At 51.8% G+C, this 17,054-nt stretch carries 18 protein-coding genes and 2 riboswitches; of the genes, 17 read left to right on the top strand and 1 reads right to left on the bottom strand.

Annotation, left to right across the window (positions count from 1 at the left end):
- Positions 1 to 24: 24 nt before the first annotated feature.
- The 17 genes from ACWHYD_RS12335 (at position 25) to ACWHYD_RS12255 (ending at position 16,532) form a co-directional block, all read left to right on the top strand.
- Positions 25 to 951, top strand: coding sequence for a YihY/virulence factor BrkB family protein (locus ACWHYD_RS12335; RefSeq protein ID WP_447962336.1), 927 nt, complete (start codon positions 25 to 27; stop codon positions 949 to 951).
- A 196-nt stretch (positions 952 to 1,147) separates the two neighbouring features.
- Positions 1,148 to 1,286, top strand: a riboswitch (cobalamin riboswitch).
- Between the two features lie 50 nt (positions 1,287 to 1,336).
- Entirely contained in the window at positions 1,337 to 2,386 is a 1,050-nt protein-coding gene (locus ACWHYD_RS12330) for an ABC transporter substrate-binding protein (RefSeq protein ID WP_447962335.1), read from the top strand.
- A 120-nt stretch (positions 2,387 to 2,506) separates the two neighbouring features.
- On the top strand, positions 2,507 to 3,649 hold the full coding sequence (locus ACWHYD_RS12325) for a FecCD family ABC transporter permease (protein ID WP_447962334.1): 1,143 nt from the start codon (positions 2,507 to 2,509) through the stop codon (positions 3,647 to 3,649).
- The gene (locus ACWHYD_RS12320; protein ID WP_447962333.1) at positions 3,649 to 4,479 is read left to right on the top strand and encodes an ABC transporter ATP-binding protein; all 831 of its coding nucleotides are present in this window, start codon (positions 3,649 to 3,651) and stop codon (positions 4,477 to 4,479) included. The genes ACWHYD_RS12325 and ACWHYD_RS12320 overlap by 1 nt, the downstream gene beginning before the upstream one ends.
- Positions 4,480 to 4,524: 45 nt before the next feature.
- Positions 4,525 to 4,717, top strand: a riboswitch (cobalamin riboswitch).
- Positions 4,718 to 4,747: 30 nt separating this feature from the next.
- On the top strand, positions 4,748 to 6,775 hold the full coding sequence (locus tag ACWHYD_RS12315) for a TonB-dependent receptor plug domain-containing protein (RefSeq protein ID WP_447962332.1): 2,028 nt from the start codon (positions 4,748 to 4,750) through the stop codon (positions 6,773 to 6,775).
- Complete coding sequence (locus tag ACWHYD_RS12310; RefSeq protein WP_447962331.1) at positions 6,772 to 8,169, top strand: cobyrinate a,c-diamide synthase; 1,398 nt, start codon at positions 6,772 to 6,774, stop codon at positions 8,167 to 8,169. Before ACWHYD_RS12315 ends, ACWHYD_RS12310 begins: the two co-directional genes overlap by 4 nt.
- Positions 8,166 to 8,762, top strand: coding sequence for a cob(I)yrinic acid a,c-diamide adenosyltransferase (cobO, locus tag ACWHYD_RS12305; protein WP_447962330.1), 597 nt, complete (start codon positions 8,166 to 8,168; stop codon positions 8,760 to 8,762). The genes ACWHYD_RS12310 and cobO overlap by 4 nt, the downstream gene beginning before the upstream one ends.
- On the top strand, positions 8,759 to 9,478 hold the full coding sequence (gene bluB / locus ACWHYD_RS12300) for a 5,6-dimethylbenzimidazole synthase (protein WP_447962329.1): 720 nt from the start codon (positions 8,759 to 8,761) through the stop codon (positions 9,476 to 9,478). The genes cobO and bluB overlap by 4 nt, the downstream gene beginning before the upstream one ends.
- A gap of 38 nt (positions 9,479 to 9,516) precedes the next feature.
- Positions 9,517 to 10,197, top strand: a complete 681-nt coding sequence (locus ACWHYD_RS12295) for an adenosylcobinamide amidohydrolase (RefSeq protein WP_447962328.1) — start codon at positions 9,517 to 9,519, stop codon at positions 10,195 to 10,197.
- Positions 10,198 to 10,306: 109 nt separating this feature from the next.
- Positions 10,307 to 10,906 (top strand): cob(I)yrinic acid a,c-diamide adenosyltransferase, encoded by a 600-nt coding sequence (locus ACWHYD_RS12290; RefSeq protein WP_447962327.1) that lies wholly within the window; start codon positions 10,307 to 10,309, stop codon positions 10,904 to 10,906.
- A gap of 79 nt (positions 10,907 to 10,985) precedes the next feature.
- Entirely contained in the window at positions 10,986 to 11,603 is a 618-nt protein-coding gene (gene cobU / locus ACWHYD_RS12285; protein ID WP_447962326.1) for a bifunctional adenosylcobinamide kinase/adenosylcobinamide-phosphate guanylyltransferase, read from the top strand.
- A gap of 3 nt (positions 11,604 to 11,606) precedes the next feature.
- Positions 11,607 to 12,695, top strand: a complete 1,089-nt coding sequence (gene cobT / locus ACWHYD_RS12280) for a nicotinate-nucleotide--dimethylbenzimidazole phosphoribosyltransferase (RefSeq protein ID WP_447962325.1) — start codon at positions 11,607 to 11,609, stop codon at positions 12,693 to 12,695.
- Positions 12,692 to 13,468, top strand: coding sequence for an adenosylcobinamide-GDP ribazoletransferase (cobS, locus tag ACWHYD_RS12275; protein ID WP_447962324.1), 777 nt, complete (start codon positions 12,692 to 12,694; stop codon positions 13,466 to 13,468). The genes cobT and cobS overlap by 4 nt, the downstream gene beginning before the upstream one ends.
- 37 nt (positions 13,469 to 13,505) lie before the next feature.
- Entirely contained in the window at positions 13,506 to 13,712 is a 207-nt protein-coding gene (locus tag ACWHYD_RS12270) for a cysteine-rich CWC family protein (RefSeq protein WP_447962323.1), read from the top strand.
- Between the two features lie 2 nt (positions 13,713 to 13,714).
- Positions 13,715 to 14,671, top strand: coding sequence for an adenosylcobinamide-phosphate synthase CbiB (cbiB, locus tag ACWHYD_RS12265; protein ID WP_447962322.1), 957 nt, complete (start codon positions 13,715 to 13,717; stop codon positions 14,669 to 14,671).
- Complete coding sequence (cobD, locus tag ACWHYD_RS12260; RefSeq protein ID WP_447965866.1) at positions 14,665 to 15,798, top strand: threonine-phosphate decarboxylase CobD; 1,134 nt, start codon at positions 14,665 to 14,667, stop codon at positions 15,796 to 15,798. The genes cbiB and cobD overlap by 7 nt, the downstream gene beginning before the upstream one ends.
- A gap of 209 nt (positions 15,799 to 16,007) precedes the next feature.
- Complete coding sequence (locus tag ACWHYD_RS12255; RefSeq protein WP_447962321.1) at positions 16,008 to 16,532, top strand: hypothetical protein; 525 nt, start codon at positions 16,008 to 16,010, stop codon at positions 16,530 to 16,532.
- Positions 16,533 to 16,644: 112 nt separating this feature from the next.
- Here ACWHYD_RS12255 and ACWHYD_RS12250 read toward each other — a convergent pair whose 3' ends face one another.
- Entirely contained in the window at positions 16,645 to 16,983 is a 339-nt protein-coding gene (locus ACWHYD_RS12250; RefSeq protein ID WP_447962320.1) for a Rieske (2Fe-2S) protein, read from the bottom strand.
- Between the last annotated feature and the right edge of the window lie 71 nt (positions 16,984 to 17,054).

Genomic DNA, 17,054 nt, shown 5'->3' with positions numbered 1-17,054 from the left:
GGGAGGGGAGTGTAAGAAATACGGATGAGGGACGATCAGAAGTTTTTATGGAAAAATGCGGAACCGGGGATAGGCGATCATAAATCGGCTTGGTCCGGACGGCCGCGGGAATGGTGGACAGTGGCCAAAGAGGTATGGGCCGCCTCATGCGAGGACGATGTATTTGGACGGGCTGCGCAGCTCGGGTTCTATTTTTTGTTGGGGTTATTTCCCGCCCTGTTGGGGGTGACGGCGCTCATTGGTATGTTGCCCAAACAGGTGGTTTTGCCCACTGTCATGCCCTACGCCCAGGAAGTTCTTCCTGCCGAATCGCTGATTTTTGTTGAGCGGTATGTCGAACAGATGGTCCAGGGCAGTGGGGGGAGGCTGTTTTCCTTGAGTCTTCTCGGGTCTCTTTGGGCGGCTTCCTGGGGGATGCTGGCCATTATCAATACCTTAAATGCGGTCTATGGGGTAAGAGAAACTCGACCGCTTTGGAAAGTCGGCCTGACTGCTGTGTTGCTGACGATAGGGGCTGCGGTCTTTTTCATCACCTCGCTAATCTTGATCCTGGCCGGTGGGCATGTCAGTCAATGGGTCACAGAGGTGACCGGGTCGGTGTGGTGGTTGACGCTTGGTTGGCCACTGTTGCAGTGGCCGGTCATCGTTCTTCTCCTGTTGGTGGCGAATAACCTGGTCTATTATTGGGCGCCGAACACTGATCATGAATGGCAGTGGATGAAACCGGGGTCCGTACTCGCCGTATTCCTCTGGATTATCCTATCCCTGGGGCTTAAATTTTATGTGGAGAATTTCATTAATTACAACGCGGTCTATGGACCCATTACGGGAGTGATTATCCTGATGATGTGGCTGTATGTCGGCGGGTTGACCCTTTTGTTAGGAGGAGAGCTTAATTTCATCCTCAAACGTTCTCACCGCATGGATGGACCTGATTCGCCAGAGGCTTGAATAGGAATGTTGAAAAATGCCGCCAGCGGCGTTCTCAACCCCTTGGCCGTGCTCACGTACTCCTCCGTACGATCCGCTCGTCCAAGCTCTTGAGAGCATCTCCTAGGGGTTGGGATAAAATCCATGCAGAGCGATTTCTTGACAAAGCGGCCATGTCCCTCCTACATTCTTCAAAAACACACACGGAAAGAATGATGGGAAGCGGGTGCAATTCCCGCGTGGTCCCGCCGCTGTAACTGAGGACGAACCCCGCGAGAGCCACTGTCCGGATCTGGTTGTAATATTCGGATGGGAAGGTGCGGAAAGTAGGTTATTTACTCAGGAGCCAGAATACCTCATTCCTTCCAAGACCAATGTTCCCTCGTGGGCTGGGGAAGTGGTGAGGATGAAGAATCGGGTGCAATCCTCAAGGTTGAGTAAGCCTTGGGGATTTTTTATTTTGGGCAGTTGTGTTCGCCATGTGATCTGCGGAGTCGTGGCTTGGTGGGTGATCTTCCAATGCGGATTTCCTGGTGTGATGGTTTTGGCCTTTGACGGAGAGATGATGAAACGTCGCCAACAGGGTATTTTGACCGGTATGCCCTTTATGGCTAATGTGGCTCCCCGCACATTTGTGGACGATCTTGGACGGAAACTCTATCTGGCAAATCCTCCTAAGCGCATTGTTTCATTGGCTCCCAGTGTGACCGAAATTCTTTTTGCCATCGGATTGAATGAGGAAATTGTCGGGGTCACCGAATTTTGCGATTTCCCTCCCGAAGCATTGGCTAAGCCGAAGGTAGGATATGCCACCCCTAATCTTGAGACGATTCTGGGACTTCAACCGCAATTGGTGTTGGCCCCAAGGTCTTTCCTGCGTGCCGACCTCATCACCAAATTGGAACAATTAAAGATTCCTATCTTTATCCTTGAGGCGCATACGGTGGAAGACATTCTTGCGCACATTCAGTTGTTGGGGCGGATGGTCGGTCATTCTGAAGAAGCGAATGCCCAAGCGGCCCTTATGCGAAAACAACTCGCCAGTTTGTCGAGCCGGTTGGTGGATCTGCCTCGCCCCACATTATTGTATATTTTGAATTCCTCACCACTGATTACGGTCGGGCCCGGGAGTTTTATTCATCGACTGATTGAGTTGGCGGGTGGCAGAAATGCTGCTGAGCACGCTGTGGCGCCTTATCCGCGTCTGACCATGGAAGAAGTCTTACGACAAAATCCTGATATTCTGTTGTTTCCGGTGGGGCGACAGGAAGGGATTTCTCAGGTTGAACAGGATTCATGGAAACGGTGGACGACATTGGCAGCGGTGCAACACGGCAAGCTTTTTCAAGTTGATAGCGATCTTCTCAATCGTCCCGGTCCACGGATTCTTGAAGGGCTGAAGTATTTGGTGAAAATTCTGCATCCGGAAGTGAGTCAGGATAACCTTCCAAATTGAGTGATCTTGCGGAGAATCATCGAGATCCGGGAATGGGAAATACCTTTCCGGTCGGATCCGGAAGATCATTTCACCATTGTGCTCACTGAATCCAAAAAATAAACCTTGTTTGTGGACCCCATGGCAAAAGTTCCGCCACTGACCATTTCCCCATCGACAACAGGTTCGACGGAATGGGTACATTCTCCTCCCACTATGCCAATGCCGGTCCCCTCTTTGCCGACACTCACGATCCGTCGGTGGTGTGTGTGGGTGGGCATATCGATCATGTTGGCGGTAGCAGCTCTGTGGGCCTGTCTTGGATTTGGGACCGAGTCTATTGCGTTCTCCCGGATCTGGTCCATTCTGATTGGGGCATTGATGGGAAGAGAGTCCGTGACGATCGGGACGGATCCGGCATCAGTCATTCTGCTTCAGGTGCGCTTGCCCCGGCTGATATTGGCATTTTTCGTAGGTGGGAGTCTGGCGATGGTTGGGGTCGCACTCCAGGCCTTGTTGCGCAATCCTCTGGCTGATCCGTTTATCATCGGTATTTCCAGCGGAGCGGCGCTGGGCGCCGCTATTGCCATTTTGTTTGGCGTGGGAATATCCGTGTGGAGTGTGTCCGCTTTGCCCGTGTGCGCTTTTGCGGGAGCCGTTCTGTCTTTGTTGATTATGTATCGCATTTCATCAGCGGGCACTGGTTTTTCGATTTACACCCTGTTACTCGCCGGAGTGGTGTTGAATGCGATTTTTTCCGCATTCATTATGTTTTTGACCAGTGTGGCAGATCCCAATCGGGCCTTCGGGATGTATGCCTGGTTAATGGGATCATTAACCGGCCCGGATTTCTCCACCCTTGGCGTTCTGGCTCTATATTTGGGCGTAGGATTATTTGTTTTGGGGACACAAGCCCAGTCATTAAATCTCTTGACCCTTGGTGAAGAAACGGCCCGATCGTTGGGGGTTGAAGTTGAGCGGGTCAAACAATTGGTGTTTGTCGCGTCAGCTCTGTTGACAGGGGCGGTCGTGAGTTTTAGTGGCATTATCGGATTTGTCGGGCTCATCGTGCCGCATGCTGTCCGTCTGGTCTTGTGTGCGGATCATCGACTCTTACTCCCGGTTGCCGGATTTGCGGGAGGCATTTTTCTGATGTTCGCCGACACGATCGCGCGAACCGTCTTGAGTCCCGCTGAATTTCCTGTCGGTGTCGTCACGGCGTTGGTGGGCGGCCCCGTATTCTTGTTTCTGCTGATGAATCGGAATATGCGGGTGGGAATGTGATGCTGAACCCGGATTCTTTTATTGCCGCGCCGGCCTATGCGCTTCGAGATGTGACCTTTCGCTATGGCTCGTCTTCCCGCGACACATCTGAATCGGTGCTGAAGAACCTCACTTGCTCGATTGATTCCGGGAAGATCCTTGGGATTCTTGGTCCGAATGGATCAGGAAAAAGTACCTTACTCAAGCTTCTAGCCCGTGTCCTGCTTCAGGGGTCCGGTACGATTGAGTTGTTCGGGAATTCATTTTCCCTACTGTCTCAGGCTGAGGTGGCCAGGCGTGTGGCGTTGGTTCCGCAGGAGACCATGCAGATTTTTCCCTTTACCATCGCGGAAATGGTGCTGATGGGACGATTTCCTCACCATCGGGGTTGGGGTGGCTGGCATTGGGAGGATTCTGACGACTGGCGAATTGCACATCAGGCCATGGAAGAGCTGGATGTCACACATCTGGGGTCCAGGCTGGTCACGGATGTGTCGGGAGGGGAACGTCAGCGGGCAGTAATTGCGCGAGCCCTTACTCAGGAACCACAAATATTGCTCTTGGATGAGCCTACCGCTTTTTTGGACTTGCATCATCAGTTGGATATTGCGCGAATTCTTCGGCGACTGAATAGGGAGCGTGACCTCACGGTGATTCTGGTGTCTCACGATTTAAATCTGGCCAGTCAATACTGTGACCGCCTGATGTTGTTACATCGTGGACAGATTGTGGAGGTCGGATCGCCTTTAGAAGTCCTGCGTCCTGAGCTGTTGGAATCGGTGTACGAGTGCCAGGTTCTGGTAGATGGTCATCCCCAATCGGGATTACCCCGAGTGTCGTTACCGGTGTGAGCGAGTGAACCAGTGTTTTATGTGTGGCTATCGGTCTTAATCATTTAACAAAGGAGTAGGGTTATTTAGAGGAAAAACGACGGTTGTGACGGGGAAGCTGGTGTAAATCCAGCACGGTGCCGCCACTGTAAGCGGGGAGTAATTCTGCAAGAGTCCATTGTGGACCTGATGTCCATGAGAAGGCGCAGAAACGCGAAGATCCGCAAGTCAGGATACCCGACAATCAGTCTCTTCCATAAAACCCCTTCGTGCGAAAGGGAGGTGGATCATGTTTTCAGGAATTTTGCGTTCATGTTTTCTCGTCGGAAGTTTTCGAATTTTTGGATTGCTCGTCATATTTCTATTTTTTCCAATCATTGTTGAGGCAGCAGATTCGCAACATTCCGAGTCTGTCCCGGAATTAGATCCCATGGTGGTGACGGCTACGAAAACACCCGTTCCTCTTAGTCAAGTCACGAGCGCAGTGGAAGTCATCACAGAAGAGAGCATGCAGCGTCGGCATAGTCGAACCTTAGTGGATGCCATTAGTTTGAGCCAAGGTGTATCGACTTTTTCCTCTGGTGGGCCAGGGACGAACAATACCGTGAGGATTCGCGGAGGGAGTTCGGCTCAAACGTTAGTACTGATTGATGGTGCCATTGTGAACAGTGCGACACTTGGGGAGTTTAATTTTGGTACCGTGACCACGGACAATATCGAATCCGTGACCGTCCTCCGGGGGGCGCAGAGCATGCTGTGGGGTTCTGATGCAGCCGGTGGGGTGGTCGACATTCGAACCAAGCGCGGTACGGGTGACCCGGTTGCCAGAATCTTTTCAGAATATGGGTCCTATAATTCGATTCGAGAAGGAGGGAGTTTTGCCGGACAAATGGGACCGGTAGACTTTTCTGCCACCTTAACGCGTTGGGATATGACCAAATTCTCTTCGGTCAATTACCGGCGTGGGGCAACTGAACGGGATGCTTTCCGCAATTGGCAGGCGTCTTCGTTGTTAGGGGTAAAGGGACCCTGGGATGGACGGTTGGAGCTGGCGTTCCGGTGGATCAATAACGATATTGATCTCGATAATCCCAGTACATTCGGCGGTCCTTTCGATGTGTTCAAAGCGAAATCCGCGAATGAACAATTTATTTATAGCGGGAGTTATCACCAACCGATTACTGACTGGTGGGATCAGAAGGTAACCCTCGCGCATGCCCAGGAAAGGTTGATCACACAGGCCGGGGATAACCAACGTAGTATTACCACAGGGCTGGAGAGTACCCCTGGAGCGTTTGGCAATTCAGATATTCGAACCAAAAGCAATCGGATTGAATGGCAGAATAATTTTAAAATCGGGAAGCCTCTCCTTTTGACCGTTGGTTATCAATACAGAGAACAACTTGGAGAAAATAAAGGCACGTTTTCTGAAAAAAAGCTTTCGAGTAATGCCGGATTTGCACAGCTCCAATTGAATTTGTTTGACCGGTTTTTTGCCACAGGGGGATTCCGACAGGATTCCTATAATACATTTGGCGATGCGACGACCTATCGTGTGACGGGGGCGTATCTTCTCAAAGAAACCGGAACGAAAATTCGGACCAGCTATGCCACCGGATTTCGAGCTCCATCGATTAATGAACTCTTTTTCCCGAATTTCGGGAACCCGAATCTCAAGCCGGAAAAAAGTCAGAGCTTCGATATCGGGATCGATCAAACGTTTTGGGATAAGCGCGTCACCTTGAGTGCAGGATATTTCTGGAACCGCTATCGCCAACTTATTGTCACAGCGTTTGACCCTGCAGGCTGTGCGCCATTCTCACCGTTTGGGTTTTGTGCACAGAACATCGGGTCGGCGAAAAGTCAGGGGTGGGAGGGGAGCGCTAAGCTCATTCTGGCTGAAGGGCTTCCCTATATGAAGTTGCTGGATCTTCAGGGACAGTATACCTATACGATCACGAGGGACCTGGAGACAGGGTCCCGGCTGCCGCGCTGGCCGGTTCACCAGGGGAGTGTTGTGTTGACCTATCAACCCATTGCTCCTTTGAGTATGACCACCACGTTCCGCTATGTGGGTTCTCGGTTTAACACGACCGGCGATCAACAGCCACTCCCGGATTTTTATCTCATCAATGTTTCGGCCTCGTATGACATTACGCCATCCTTGCAAGGATATGTGCGCGTGGACAATATTCTGAACCGGCATTATGAAGAAGTGCTGTACTTTGGAACCCCGGTGCGGTCGGTGTTCGGTGGCGTTCGAGTGACGTTTGATCTTCCGGTGTCAAAAACTTCTAGTCCCACGGACAACTCATGAGCTTTCCGAGACTCGTCATTGCGGGCACGCATAGTGGAGTTGGTAAAACGACGGTGACATTAGCGCTGTTGTCGGCGTTTCGGGCTCGAGGGCGCACGGTTCAACCATTTAAAGTCGGGCCGGATTTCCTGGATCCAGGGCATCATCTGTTGGCCAGTGGCCGGGAATCCAGGAACCTTGATGGGTGGATGCTCGGGGCAGTATTGAACAGAACGATTTTCCAAGAGGCAGCCCAAGATGCCGACCTCTCGATTATTGAAGGCATGATGGGGCTGTTTGATGGAAGTTCCCCGGTCAACGCAACGGGAAGTACGGCCGAAATGGCTCATCAACTGAATGCGCCGATCCTCCTGGTCGTGGATGGGAGTGCCATGGCCCGCTCGGCAGCCGCGATGGTGTATGGCTATGCCAATTTCGACTCTTCGTTGAATGTCGCCGGTGTGATTTTTAACCGCCTTAGCAGTGAAGGCCATTACCTGTTATTAAAGGAGGCCGTAGAACAGGAAACCCGAATTCCGGTTGTGGGGTATCTCCGTTCTGATTCGGACGTGACCATTCCTGACCGGCATTTGGGGTTACGGACAGCTTTGGAAGGGTCAGGGACTGAATTGTATGCCAAGCTCGGTCAACTGGCATCCGCAACGATCGATTTGGGTCGCGTTGAACAGTTAGCTCAGGCCAGTCCTGAAATGCTCGTCACGAATTCTGGCATGCCGGCTAAGGCTTCCAGTCCGGTGAATCAAGCGGTAAGAATCGGAGTGGCGTTTGATCCGGCTTTTTGTTTTTACTATCCGGAAAATCTCCAACTTCTTGAAAAGGCGGGTGGAGAGTTGGTCCGGTTTTCTCCCATGAAGGATTCGTCACTTCCCGATGTGGATCTGGTGTATCTGGGAGGAGGATATCCGGAGATCTACGCCGAGGTGTTACAACGGAACAGCACTATGCGTCAGTCCATTCAGGCATTTGCGGCAAGGGGTGGAGTGGTCTATGCGGAATGTGGCGGATTGATGTATCTGGCCAACACTCTCAGAGATTTTGATGGAACCGAGTACGACATGGCGGGGGTGATCCCGGCTGAAACGGCGATGAGCCGGACAACGATGACTTTGGGGTATCGTGAGTTGGCTGTGACTCGCGGAGGACCTATCGGGGACGAGGGAGTGCGGGTTCGTGGGCATGAGTTTCACTATTCGACGCTTTCTTCCAAAGAAAATCTGGAATATCTCGGGCATCTCACGGATGCGCAAGGACGGGACCGGGGAGGGGATGGCATTACAGTAGGGAATGTCATCGCTCTGTATACACATTTGCATTTTTCCAGTCACCCTCATGTCCCTGCGGCTTTGGTCGAAGCGGCAAGGGGTGAAGCGGGGATGAGAAAGGGTAGGCGATGAGCGATCAAAGTCATCAGGCTCGCATGGAGCGGTTAAAAGCCTCTGTGGATCAACGAATTGCCGCGGCACAGGAAGAAAAAGGTCTATTAATGGTCCACACCGGTGCAGGCAAAGGCAAAACCACGGCAGCATTGGGCATGGCCATCCGATGTCTCGGACATGGTATGAACGTGGCAGTTGTGCAATTTATCAAAGGGGCCATTGATACGGCAGAAGAGCGCATCTTGAAAAGCTTCGGCAGCCAGGTGGTCTTTCTTCGAATGGGTGAAGGGTATACCTGGGAAACCCAGGATCGTGAACGGGATGCACAGGTAGCTCAAGATGCGTGGACAGAAGTAGAAAAGCTTCTTCAAGATCCATCCTTTGGCATGGTCATTCTGGACGAACTGAATATCGCGATCCATCATGAATATGTCTCGCTTGAACAGGTGCTGAAGGCGGTGGATCAACGTCCTTCCGGACTTCATGTGGTCATTACCGGGCGGGGTGCGAAACCGGAGCTCATTGAAGCCGCTGACCTGGTTTCGGAAATGAAAATGATTAAGCATCCCTTTCGCAAAGGCATCAAGGCTCAAAAAGGAGTCGAATTTTGAAACAGAGTATCTCTCAAAGCGTGGGGGCCTTTTCCGCTGAAGAGCGTGAGGCCGTCTATCGTGCGATATTTGAACGACGAGATGTCCGCCAAAATTTCCTTCCCGATCAGATTCCAGAAGAAACCCTTCGTCGAATCCTGTTGGCCGCGCATCACGCTGGATCCGTTGGCTATATGCAGCCTTGGGATTTTTTGATCATTCAGGATTCGGACACCAAGCATGCGGTGAAAAACCTTTTTGTGCAAGCCAATGATGCGGCAGCCTTGCAGTATAAGGGAGAGGAATCAAGTCGGTATCGAGGGCTGAAGCTTGAAGGGATTCAAGAAGCCCCTATCAATATCTGTGTGACCTGCACTCGTGATCGGGGTGGCCCGTCAGTCCTCGGTCGTGCGACCGTTCCCGAGACGGATTTGTATAGTACGTGCTGCGCGATTCAAAACCTCTGGCTTTCGGCACGAGCCGAAGGTATCGGGGTGGGTTGGGTGTCAATTCTGAATTATGATTCTTTAAAAAAAGTCTTAGACATTCCTCAAACGGTTTGTATTATTGCCTATTTGTGTGTCGGCTATGTGTCCGGTTTTGCTCATCAACCGGATCTTGAAAAAGCAGGATGGCGCAAACGATTGCCTCTTGAGGAACTCGTGCATTATGAGAAATGGGGAAAGCGCAGTCGCGATGAATCCGATTCTTCCGGCCCTGGCCTCACGTCTCAATAAGGCTTCTGCCGTAACCAGAGAATTTGGAGGAAAAGTTGGTGAAGACGGTGCCCTCTCCACTTCAGATCGATCTACAATATCACTGTCTGATTGTCCGGTTTCCGGGGAATTTTAATTGTCTGAGTTGGGCACCTTGGAATGGTGGGGATACATCCGCCTCCGCGGTCGCGAATGTCCAGGTGGGCCTTCACGGATCCTCTACTTCGGCCACCCTGGCGGAGGATTTTGGGGTTCTGTTTAAAGCCCATTCTCTCATTCCCGAAGAGACGATCGGATTAATGACTGCTGCGAACGTGAGTGCGTTTACCGACTGTTTTCTGAATTCATCAGGTGCCTGGGTGCATGTGCTCGTGACTGTCGGACTATCCAATGCCCGCTCCGTTTTAGACGATGCCGATGTTGAGCTGGGTTATCGATGCGATTCGGTCGGAACCGTGAATGTGGTGATGGCGACCAATGCTCTTCCGACGATTGCCGGACGTATTCAGGCGGTACATATCGCTTCCTCGGCCAAAGCTGCAGCGTTTCGAGATAACGGTGTCACCAGTCGCAAGTCCGATCGTCCGGCCGATTTAACCGGGACCGATTGTCTCGTCGTAGGAGCCAACGGTGAAATTAAAGAAGATCATTGTGGGCTTCACACGGTTCTTGGGGAAATGATGGGCCGCGCTGTGTATGCGTCGGTGGCACAAGGCATCACGCAATACAGGAGGTCTTAAGCCTTGAGGTGGTTTGATGATTAACGATACGATGGTGGCAATATTTTTCTTAGTCCCTACTCGATAAAGAACAACTGAAATATTCAACTTTTTTCTGGAGATTTAGACAATGCGGATATCCAAAGTGTATACCCGTACAGGTGATGCGGGGAAAACCCGATTGGCTGGAGGACAGGAAGTCTGGAAAGATTCCGTTCGGGTGGAAGCCTATGGCACGGTGGACGAATTAAATTCCATGCTTGGCTTGGCTCGTGTGTCGAATGGACAGGCCGGAACGAGTGCTGAGGTTTCTGAGGATATGGGAAAGATTTTGAAGTGGACGCAAAATAAATTATTTGATTTGGGTGGTATTCTCGCTACAGCTCCGGGAGAATCCTTCCCGAATATGCCAACCGTGACTCCGGAAGATGTGGCCCACTTGGAACATCTTATTGATGAGTGCCAAAAGGATCTGGCGCCCTTGAAAGAATTTATTTTGCCCGGTGGGGGAGAACTCGCCGCGTTGCTGCATGTCGCCCGTACCATTTGTCGTCGTGCCGAACGGTTGTGTGTCACGCTGTCGAGGGAAGAACCGATCGAGCGCGAATTGGTTGTTTTTCTCAATCGGCTTAGTGATGCGTTATTTGTGTTTGCCCGGTGGGTGACGAACAAACAGGGAGAAGTAGAATTCCTGTGGGAGAGAGAACAGCCAATTTTACCAAAGCGCTAGCATGGTTCTATTGTTGTAATACGTTTTCAGAATTCATGCTGTGATGGTCCAATGGGTTGAGTTTAGTAAGAACAATTCTATGGGGTCTATTCGTCAATCTCATCTGCGTCCCTTCAGGGATGTTCTTTCTCCACTGCCAAAAGATTCTGGTCTTCATGCGACAAAGAAAAAGTCCACAGACGCCTCTAACCTGATATTTGTCCTTGGGGGGGCACGATCGGGAAAAAGTACGTTTGCGTTACAACAGGGCAAAGCAAAATCCCCACGGGCATTCGTCGCAACCGGAGAACCGTTCGATCGGGAAATGGCGGGTCGCATACAGAAGCATCAGCGGTCGCGGGGCCGCGGGTGGGAGACCATTGAAATTCCTACCAGGATTTCCGAATGGCTGGCCGAAGAAGGGTCGAGCTATCGCAGTATTGTCGTTGATTGTTTAACGCTGTGGCTGAATAATCTCTTGCGAGATAAGGTGCGACCTTCGCAAGTCCCGACACATGTCAGGGCATTCCTTCGGTCCGCTCGGGCCTGTCGCGGTCAGGTTGTTGTGGTTAGTAATGAATTAGGTCTCGGCTTGGTGCCCGGGGATGCGATCAGCCGGTCATTTCGAGATGTGGCGGGCCGGATGAATCAACTGGTCGCGGCTGAAGCTGATGAAGTCTATTTTTTGGTGAGTGGCTTGCCTCTCAGACTGAAGTAACCGATGAGCCATTCTTCTCCGTTCATTCAGGAAACTCTTTCGGCGATTCAATTGGTCTCAGATGCCGGTGTGCGTCGCGCTCAGTTGTCATGGGATCGTCTAACGAAACCTCAGGGCAGCCTTGGTCGGCTAGAGTCCTTAGGAACCCAGTACGTCTCGATAACCCAGTCCCTTCCCGTAAAAAATCCGGAGGCCATGGTGTTTGTCCTGGCTGCGGATCATGGGGTGGCAAGAGAAGGTGTGAGCGCCTATCCCTCATCGGTCACGGCACAAATGGTCAAAAACTTTTTACAAGGCGGGGCAGCGATCAATGTTTTGGCCCGCCAGGTTGGAGCGAAGGTTCGCATCGTGGATATGGGCGTTCAAGAGGACATGGGTGCCCCATCCGGTTTGTGGGTGAGAAAGATCGGATTGGGGACCAGAAATTTTTGTGAAGGCCCTGCTATGAGTCGGGAACAAGCCGTTCAAAGTGTGGAAGATGGAATTCGTCTTGTCCAGGAAGCGCACGCTGACGGGATTCGGTTAATTGGAGTCGGAGAAATGGGCATTGGGAATACCACTGTCAGCAGTGCCATTACCGCGGTGATGACCCGCCATTCTGTGGCCGATGTGACCGGGAAAGGCACCGGAGTGGATGCCTTGCAATTGGCGAAAAAAATTCAGGTGATTGAGCGGGGCATTCAACGAAATATACCCGATGCTCACGATCCTTTGGATGTGCTGGCGAAGGTGGGGGGATTTGAAATCGGTGGATTGGTGGGGATTCTTGTGGGTGCTGCGGCATGTCGGGTGCCCGTGGTTCTGGACGGGTTTATTACCGGGGTCGCCGCTTTGTTGGCCGTTGCCCTGGAGCCTCATTGTCAGGCCTATATGATTCCTTCCCATGTCTCTGCCGAACCCGGGCATCGTTTGATTATGCATGCATTAGGGTTTCACCCCCTGTTGGATTTGGATCTGCGGCTCGGGGAAGGCACGGGAGCCTGTTTGGCTATCGGATTGCTTCAATCGAGTTTGGCCTGTTTGACGCAAATGGCCACATTCGAAAGCGCGGGTGTGGATGAGGCCGTACGACCGTTCCCGGAATTGGCATGAGGAGTCTATGGGCGTCGTTTTCTTTGGCGTGGCAACTGCTGACAATCATTCCTCTTCCAGGAGGTTCGGGGTCGAAGATTCCTTCAGTGACGTTCGGAGCCTCCCTTCGCTGGTTTCCTCTTGTCGGATTTCTGCTTGGCGCGAGCCTTGTCATAATCGATCGCTTCTTGGCGAGCCTCTTTCCGCCCGTCGTGTTGAATATGGTGATGCTGACTCTTTACGTGCTGGTCACAGGAGGTCTCCATCTCGATGGTTGGGCTGATACGATTGATGCCCTATCCGGGGGGAGGGATCACGAACATCGGCTCATGATTCTCCGGGATTCTCGAATAGGCGCGCTTGGGGCCGCAGGCTTGATACTAATTCTTGGGCTTCGCTATGCCGGACTTCTGGCCCTGCCAGCAGGAATTCGAGAGGGCATATTGTTCTGTATGCCGGCTATTGGGCGATGGGCGATGGTGATCGGTTGCTGGGGTGTTATCTATCCCCGATCAGAAGGGTTGGCTGCGCAGTTTATCCGGACGGTGATGCGGCGGGATGTTCTGATGGCCACAATGGTTGTGGGGTTGGGGGTGTGGGCAATGTTTGATGCGGTCACTGCGGCTATGCTGCTGATTATTGTGTGCCTGGTGGTTCGATCGGTCGTCTGGTGGATGTCCAGGAAGTTTGGCGGGATCACGGGAGATATATTGGGAGCAATGAATGAGGGGGTTGAAATGCTCTTTCTAATTTTATGTCCGGTCCTCCTCGTGTTTTCAGAGTTTGGGAAATAATGAACAGGACAATTCATAAACGGGAGGCCGATTCCGTATGACACGAACCTATCCTAAACAGTGTGAACGTTGCGGTCGGGCCTTTGAGTGCGGACTCTCACGATGCTGGTGTAAGGATGTTCCCGTGAGTGACGCCCAATATGACAGCATCGCGAAACGTTATGATGACTGCGTTTGCCCGACTTGCCTTGCAGAATTGACCGGAAACACGTCTGACCCTTCCGTATCAAAACTCCCGGGCTAACGGTGGCGGATGACCTGACGGGGTTCAAATTTCTTGCGGTGTGCGTCGTTGATCTGATGATAGGCGATCCCCGCTGGTTGCCTCACCCTGTCCGTCTGATGGGGGTCATCATTCAAAGATATGAACGCCTGACGTTAGAGCGAATTTCGAGCACATGGGCAAAAAAATTGGCCGGGATGGGATTGGCCGTGGGGCTTCCCCTTGGAGCCTTTTTTGTAACCAAGGGTATCCTGGTATGGGCTGAACTGGTGCATGAACAATTTGGCATGGTGATATGGGTGCTGCTGGGCTCTACCACTCTTGCCGGCCGGGATTTGTGGGGTCATGCCATGCGGGTCCATCGGGAATTGAAAACGGGGTCCCTCGTATCGGCTCGGGTTGAGGTCGGCCGGTTGGTAGGGCGTGACACGGTTGACCTTTCAGAAGAAGAAATTGTTCGGGCGACAGTAGAATCCGTATCTGAAAATACCTCAGATGGCATCGTGGCGCCGCTGATCTATCTCGCGTTGGGCGGACCTGCCTGTGCCATGGCCTATAAAGCCATCAGTACGTTGGACTCGATGGTTGGCTATCGTAATGATCGCTATCGTGACTTTGGCTGGGCATCGGCGCGAGCTGATGATCTTGTCAATTGGGTTCCGGCTCGGCTTACGGCGGTGGCGATGAGTATAGCCGCGGCGATTCGATTGGGTACCGGTATTTCAGCCTGGAAAATCTGTTGGCGGGATGCTCGGGATCACCCCAGTCCGAATAGTGGGTGGCCCGAAGCGGCCATGGCTGGGGCTCTTGGAGTCCAACTCGGTGGGGGTAATGTGTATGGTGGGGTGCGGGAAGCGAGGGCCAGATTGGGTGATCGGATCACGACCTGTTCAATGGCACTTATTCCTGTCGCGTTACAAGTCATGGGGATGGCCTATGGGCTATTGTTTTTGGGGATCATGGGTTGGGTGATGTGGTGACGCAGCCGGTTGTGCATGGAGGGCGGGTTCATCAGGTCGCGAAGGCGTTCCGACGATCCGTGGATTCCTTTATGGATTTTAGTGCCAGTATTAATCCCTTGGGTCCACCCGCTTCCGTGTTGAGGGCTATGCAGCAAGCCATACCCGCCTGCGGGCATTATCCCGATCCTTCCGCTGAAGGGTTGCGTAAACGACTGGCCAAAGAGCATGGAATCTCATCGGACTCGATTGCGTTGGGTAACGGGTCGTCCGAATTGATTCGGAATTTACCTCTGGCTTTATCCCTTCGGCATGGATATGTGGCAGCTCCTACGTTTATGGAGTATGAGGAATCTCTTTATTTAGCAGGTGCGCGTTGTACGCATGTCCTGGCCAACTCCGGCGAACAGTATGCTCCTCCTATGGAAGAGCTTTCGCTTCTCGTCGACGCGATTTGTTTTAGTTCTCAGAAGGCCGCGTGCAAGGATGGAGAATCGCATACGGCCGTGTTTGTTTGTAATCCGAATAGTCCGACGGGAAGAGTCGTGACGGCCCGATCCCTTCGAACGCTGTATCGGAAAATTGAAGAAGCCGGGCTTTGGATGGTAGTTGACGAGGCCTTTATCGATTTTTGCCCTTCGTATTCCCTCATCAAGGAGATTTCGACCGCCAGACGATTGCTCATTCTCAGAAGCTTTACGAAATTTTATGGAATGCCGGGAATTCGCCTTGGGTACCTGGTGGGGGCGCCGGAGACGGTTGCCAGAATACGTCGGCTACTCCCTCCGTGGTCGGTCAGCCATTTTGCGCAGGTGGCGGGTGTCGCGGCGGTAGGTGATGTCCGGTATCGGCAACGGAGTGTAAAATTTATGCGCCAGGAACGACCACGTTTTATAAGACAATTGCGGGCAGTCTCGGGGTTGCGGGTCATTCCCACCTCCGCGAATTTTGTGATGGTGGAGTTACCTTCGACATGTGTGACCGCCGGCCTTGTTGCACGACTGGCCCGACAAGGGATTCTGGTTCGGGATTGTCAGACATTCTCTGGAATGACTCAGCCGGCACTTCGGCTTGCCATCCGTCACCCACGTGATAATAATAGGGTGATTCATGCCCTAAAAAAGGCCTTGCGGGAGGGATGGGATTAGGAACGGTAGGCGGAAGATCAGGCTGACTACTCCTGATTCCCATAATGGCAAACAACCTCAGGGAGGATACCTATAGAAGCACGCAGGAATCATGTGTGCTATAACATCAATAGAAATCGGGTCCCCATAGGATCAGATCTCTCTGGTCAGGGGATGATCCCCTCTAAGTAGATAAGAGGTTTTTCAGAAAATAACAATGGATAAATGGCATGTCGACTCAATTTAAAAAGATCTTCGGATATCTTCTCGTTGTTTTCCTGGTTATAGGATTTTTTGTGCTGTATCGCTATGTGCAGCCGACAGGGTATCAGCTTCCAGATGATCCTCTTGCGATGGAGGCCTTGGAGTTGGTCAAAAAACACCGATCACGGGAGGGCTATACGCTGGACGAAGCGGTTCAATTGATGGTGGATGACTTGAAAAGCAAAGGTATACCCTTTCGTGAGGGAGATTGGCAGGTAAAGGCTCAAGGTGAAGATAAATATATGGTGCGTAAGATTGTACGGGAGAAGGGCTCCGTGGAGTGGATCGAGCGGGAATATGCCTGGAGAGTGGATAGTAAGGAAAAATCGATCCGGGTGATTTCGTTAGCAGCCCAACAGTTGATGCCGTTTGAGAATTTGCCGCCACTTCCCCATGGAGATCAAATTTCCTCCCTTCCTCATAGAATGCTGAAAGTTCCTGTCCTGACCAATGTCGAAGGAAAATCTGCTAACGGTGTTCTTCTTACTTAAACCCCTCATGTTACCCACCCGAACATTTCTCCTTACCCGTCTTATTCGTGAATGGGTAGTGGGAATTGATGGTAAGAACGATATTTTTTAAATAGTTGAGTGTATCACTATACTATTCTCGCCTATTCTCAGGTGTCTGTTGGGCGACGTGGATGATGCCATCAATCACCCGTACCTCATAGCATGGTACGTTCCAGCTCGGGCTGGGGTTTTTTTGGCATACACCCGTTTTGATATGAAACTTCCATCCATGCCAGGGGCATTCGACAAAATCTCCAGCTACCGTTCCCTCCCCAAGTGGCCCTCCGGCATGTGGACAGGTATTATCCATGGCATAGATCACCCCATTGAGATTAACTAAGGCAATGCCGTGTTCATGGAGCTCAATGCTTTGACAGGTGCCTGGAGGGAGATCCTGAATCTTGGCAACCGGATGAAAGTTTAAGGACATGTTCAACTCTAAACGGCCAAAACCCTTAATATATCAACTTCTTCCGGTCGCAACAATAGGCTTGTGACCTC

The sequence above is a fragment of the Nitrospira sp. Ecomares 2.1 genome, from assembly GCF_965152585.1.
This window is presented reverse-complemented; position numbering and strand designations above follow the sequence as displayed.

Coding starts and splice junctions, on each gene's coding strand:
- ACWHYD_RS12335 (WP_447962336.1), top strand. CDS start 25: ATGAGGGACGATCAGAAGTTTTTATGGAAAAATGCGGAACCGGGGATA.
- ACWHYD_RS12330 (WP_447962335.1), top strand. CDS start 1,337: ATGAAGAATCGGGTGCAATCCTCAAGGTTGAGTAAGCCTTGGGGATTT.
- ACWHYD_RS12325 (WP_447962334.1), top strand. CDS start 2,507: ATGGCAAAAGTTCCGCCACTGACCATTTCCCCATCGACAACAGGTTCG.
- ACWHYD_RS12320 (WP_447962333.1), top strand. CDS start 3,649: ATGCTGAACCCGGATTCTTTTATTGCCGCGCCGGCCTATGCGCTTCGA.
- ACWHYD_RS12315 (WP_447962332.1), top strand. CDS start 4,748: ATGTTTTCAGGAATTTTGCGTTCATGTTTTCTCGTCGGAAGTTTTCGA.
- ACWHYD_RS12310 (WP_447962331.1), top strand. CDS start 6,772: ATGAGCTTTCCGAGACTCGTCATTGCGGGCACGCATAGTGGAGTTGGT.
- cobO (WP_447962330.1), top strand. CDS start 8,166: ATGAGCGATCAAAGTCATCAGGCTCGCATGGAGCGGTTAAAAGCCTCT.
- ACWHYD_RS12290 (WP_447962327.1), top strand. CDS start 10,307: ATGCGGATATCCAAAGTGTATACCCGTACAGGTGATGCGGGGAAAACC.
- cobU (WP_447962326.1), top strand. CDS start 10,986: ATGGGGTCTATTCGTCAATCTCATCTGCGTCCCTTCAGGGATGTTCTT.
- cobT (WP_447962325.1), top strand. CDS start 11,607: ATGAGCCATTCTTCTCCGTTCATTCAGGAAACTCTTTCGGCGATTCAA.
- cobS (WP_447962324.1), top strand. CDS start 12,692: ATGAGGAGTCTATGGGCGTCGTTTTCTTTGGCGTGGCAACTGCTGACA.
- ACWHYD_RS12270 (WP_447962323.1), top strand. CDS start 13,506: ATGACACGAACCTATCCTAAACAGTGTGAACGTTGCGGTCGGGCCTTT.
- ACWHYD_RS12255 (WP_447962321.1), top strand. CDS start 16,008: ATGTCGACTCAATTTAAAAAGATCTTCGGATATCTTCTCGTTGTTTTC.
- ACWHYD_RS12250 (WP_447962320.1), bottom strand. CDS start 16,983: ATGTCCTTAAACTTTCATCCGGTTGCCAAGATTCAGGATCTCCCTCCA.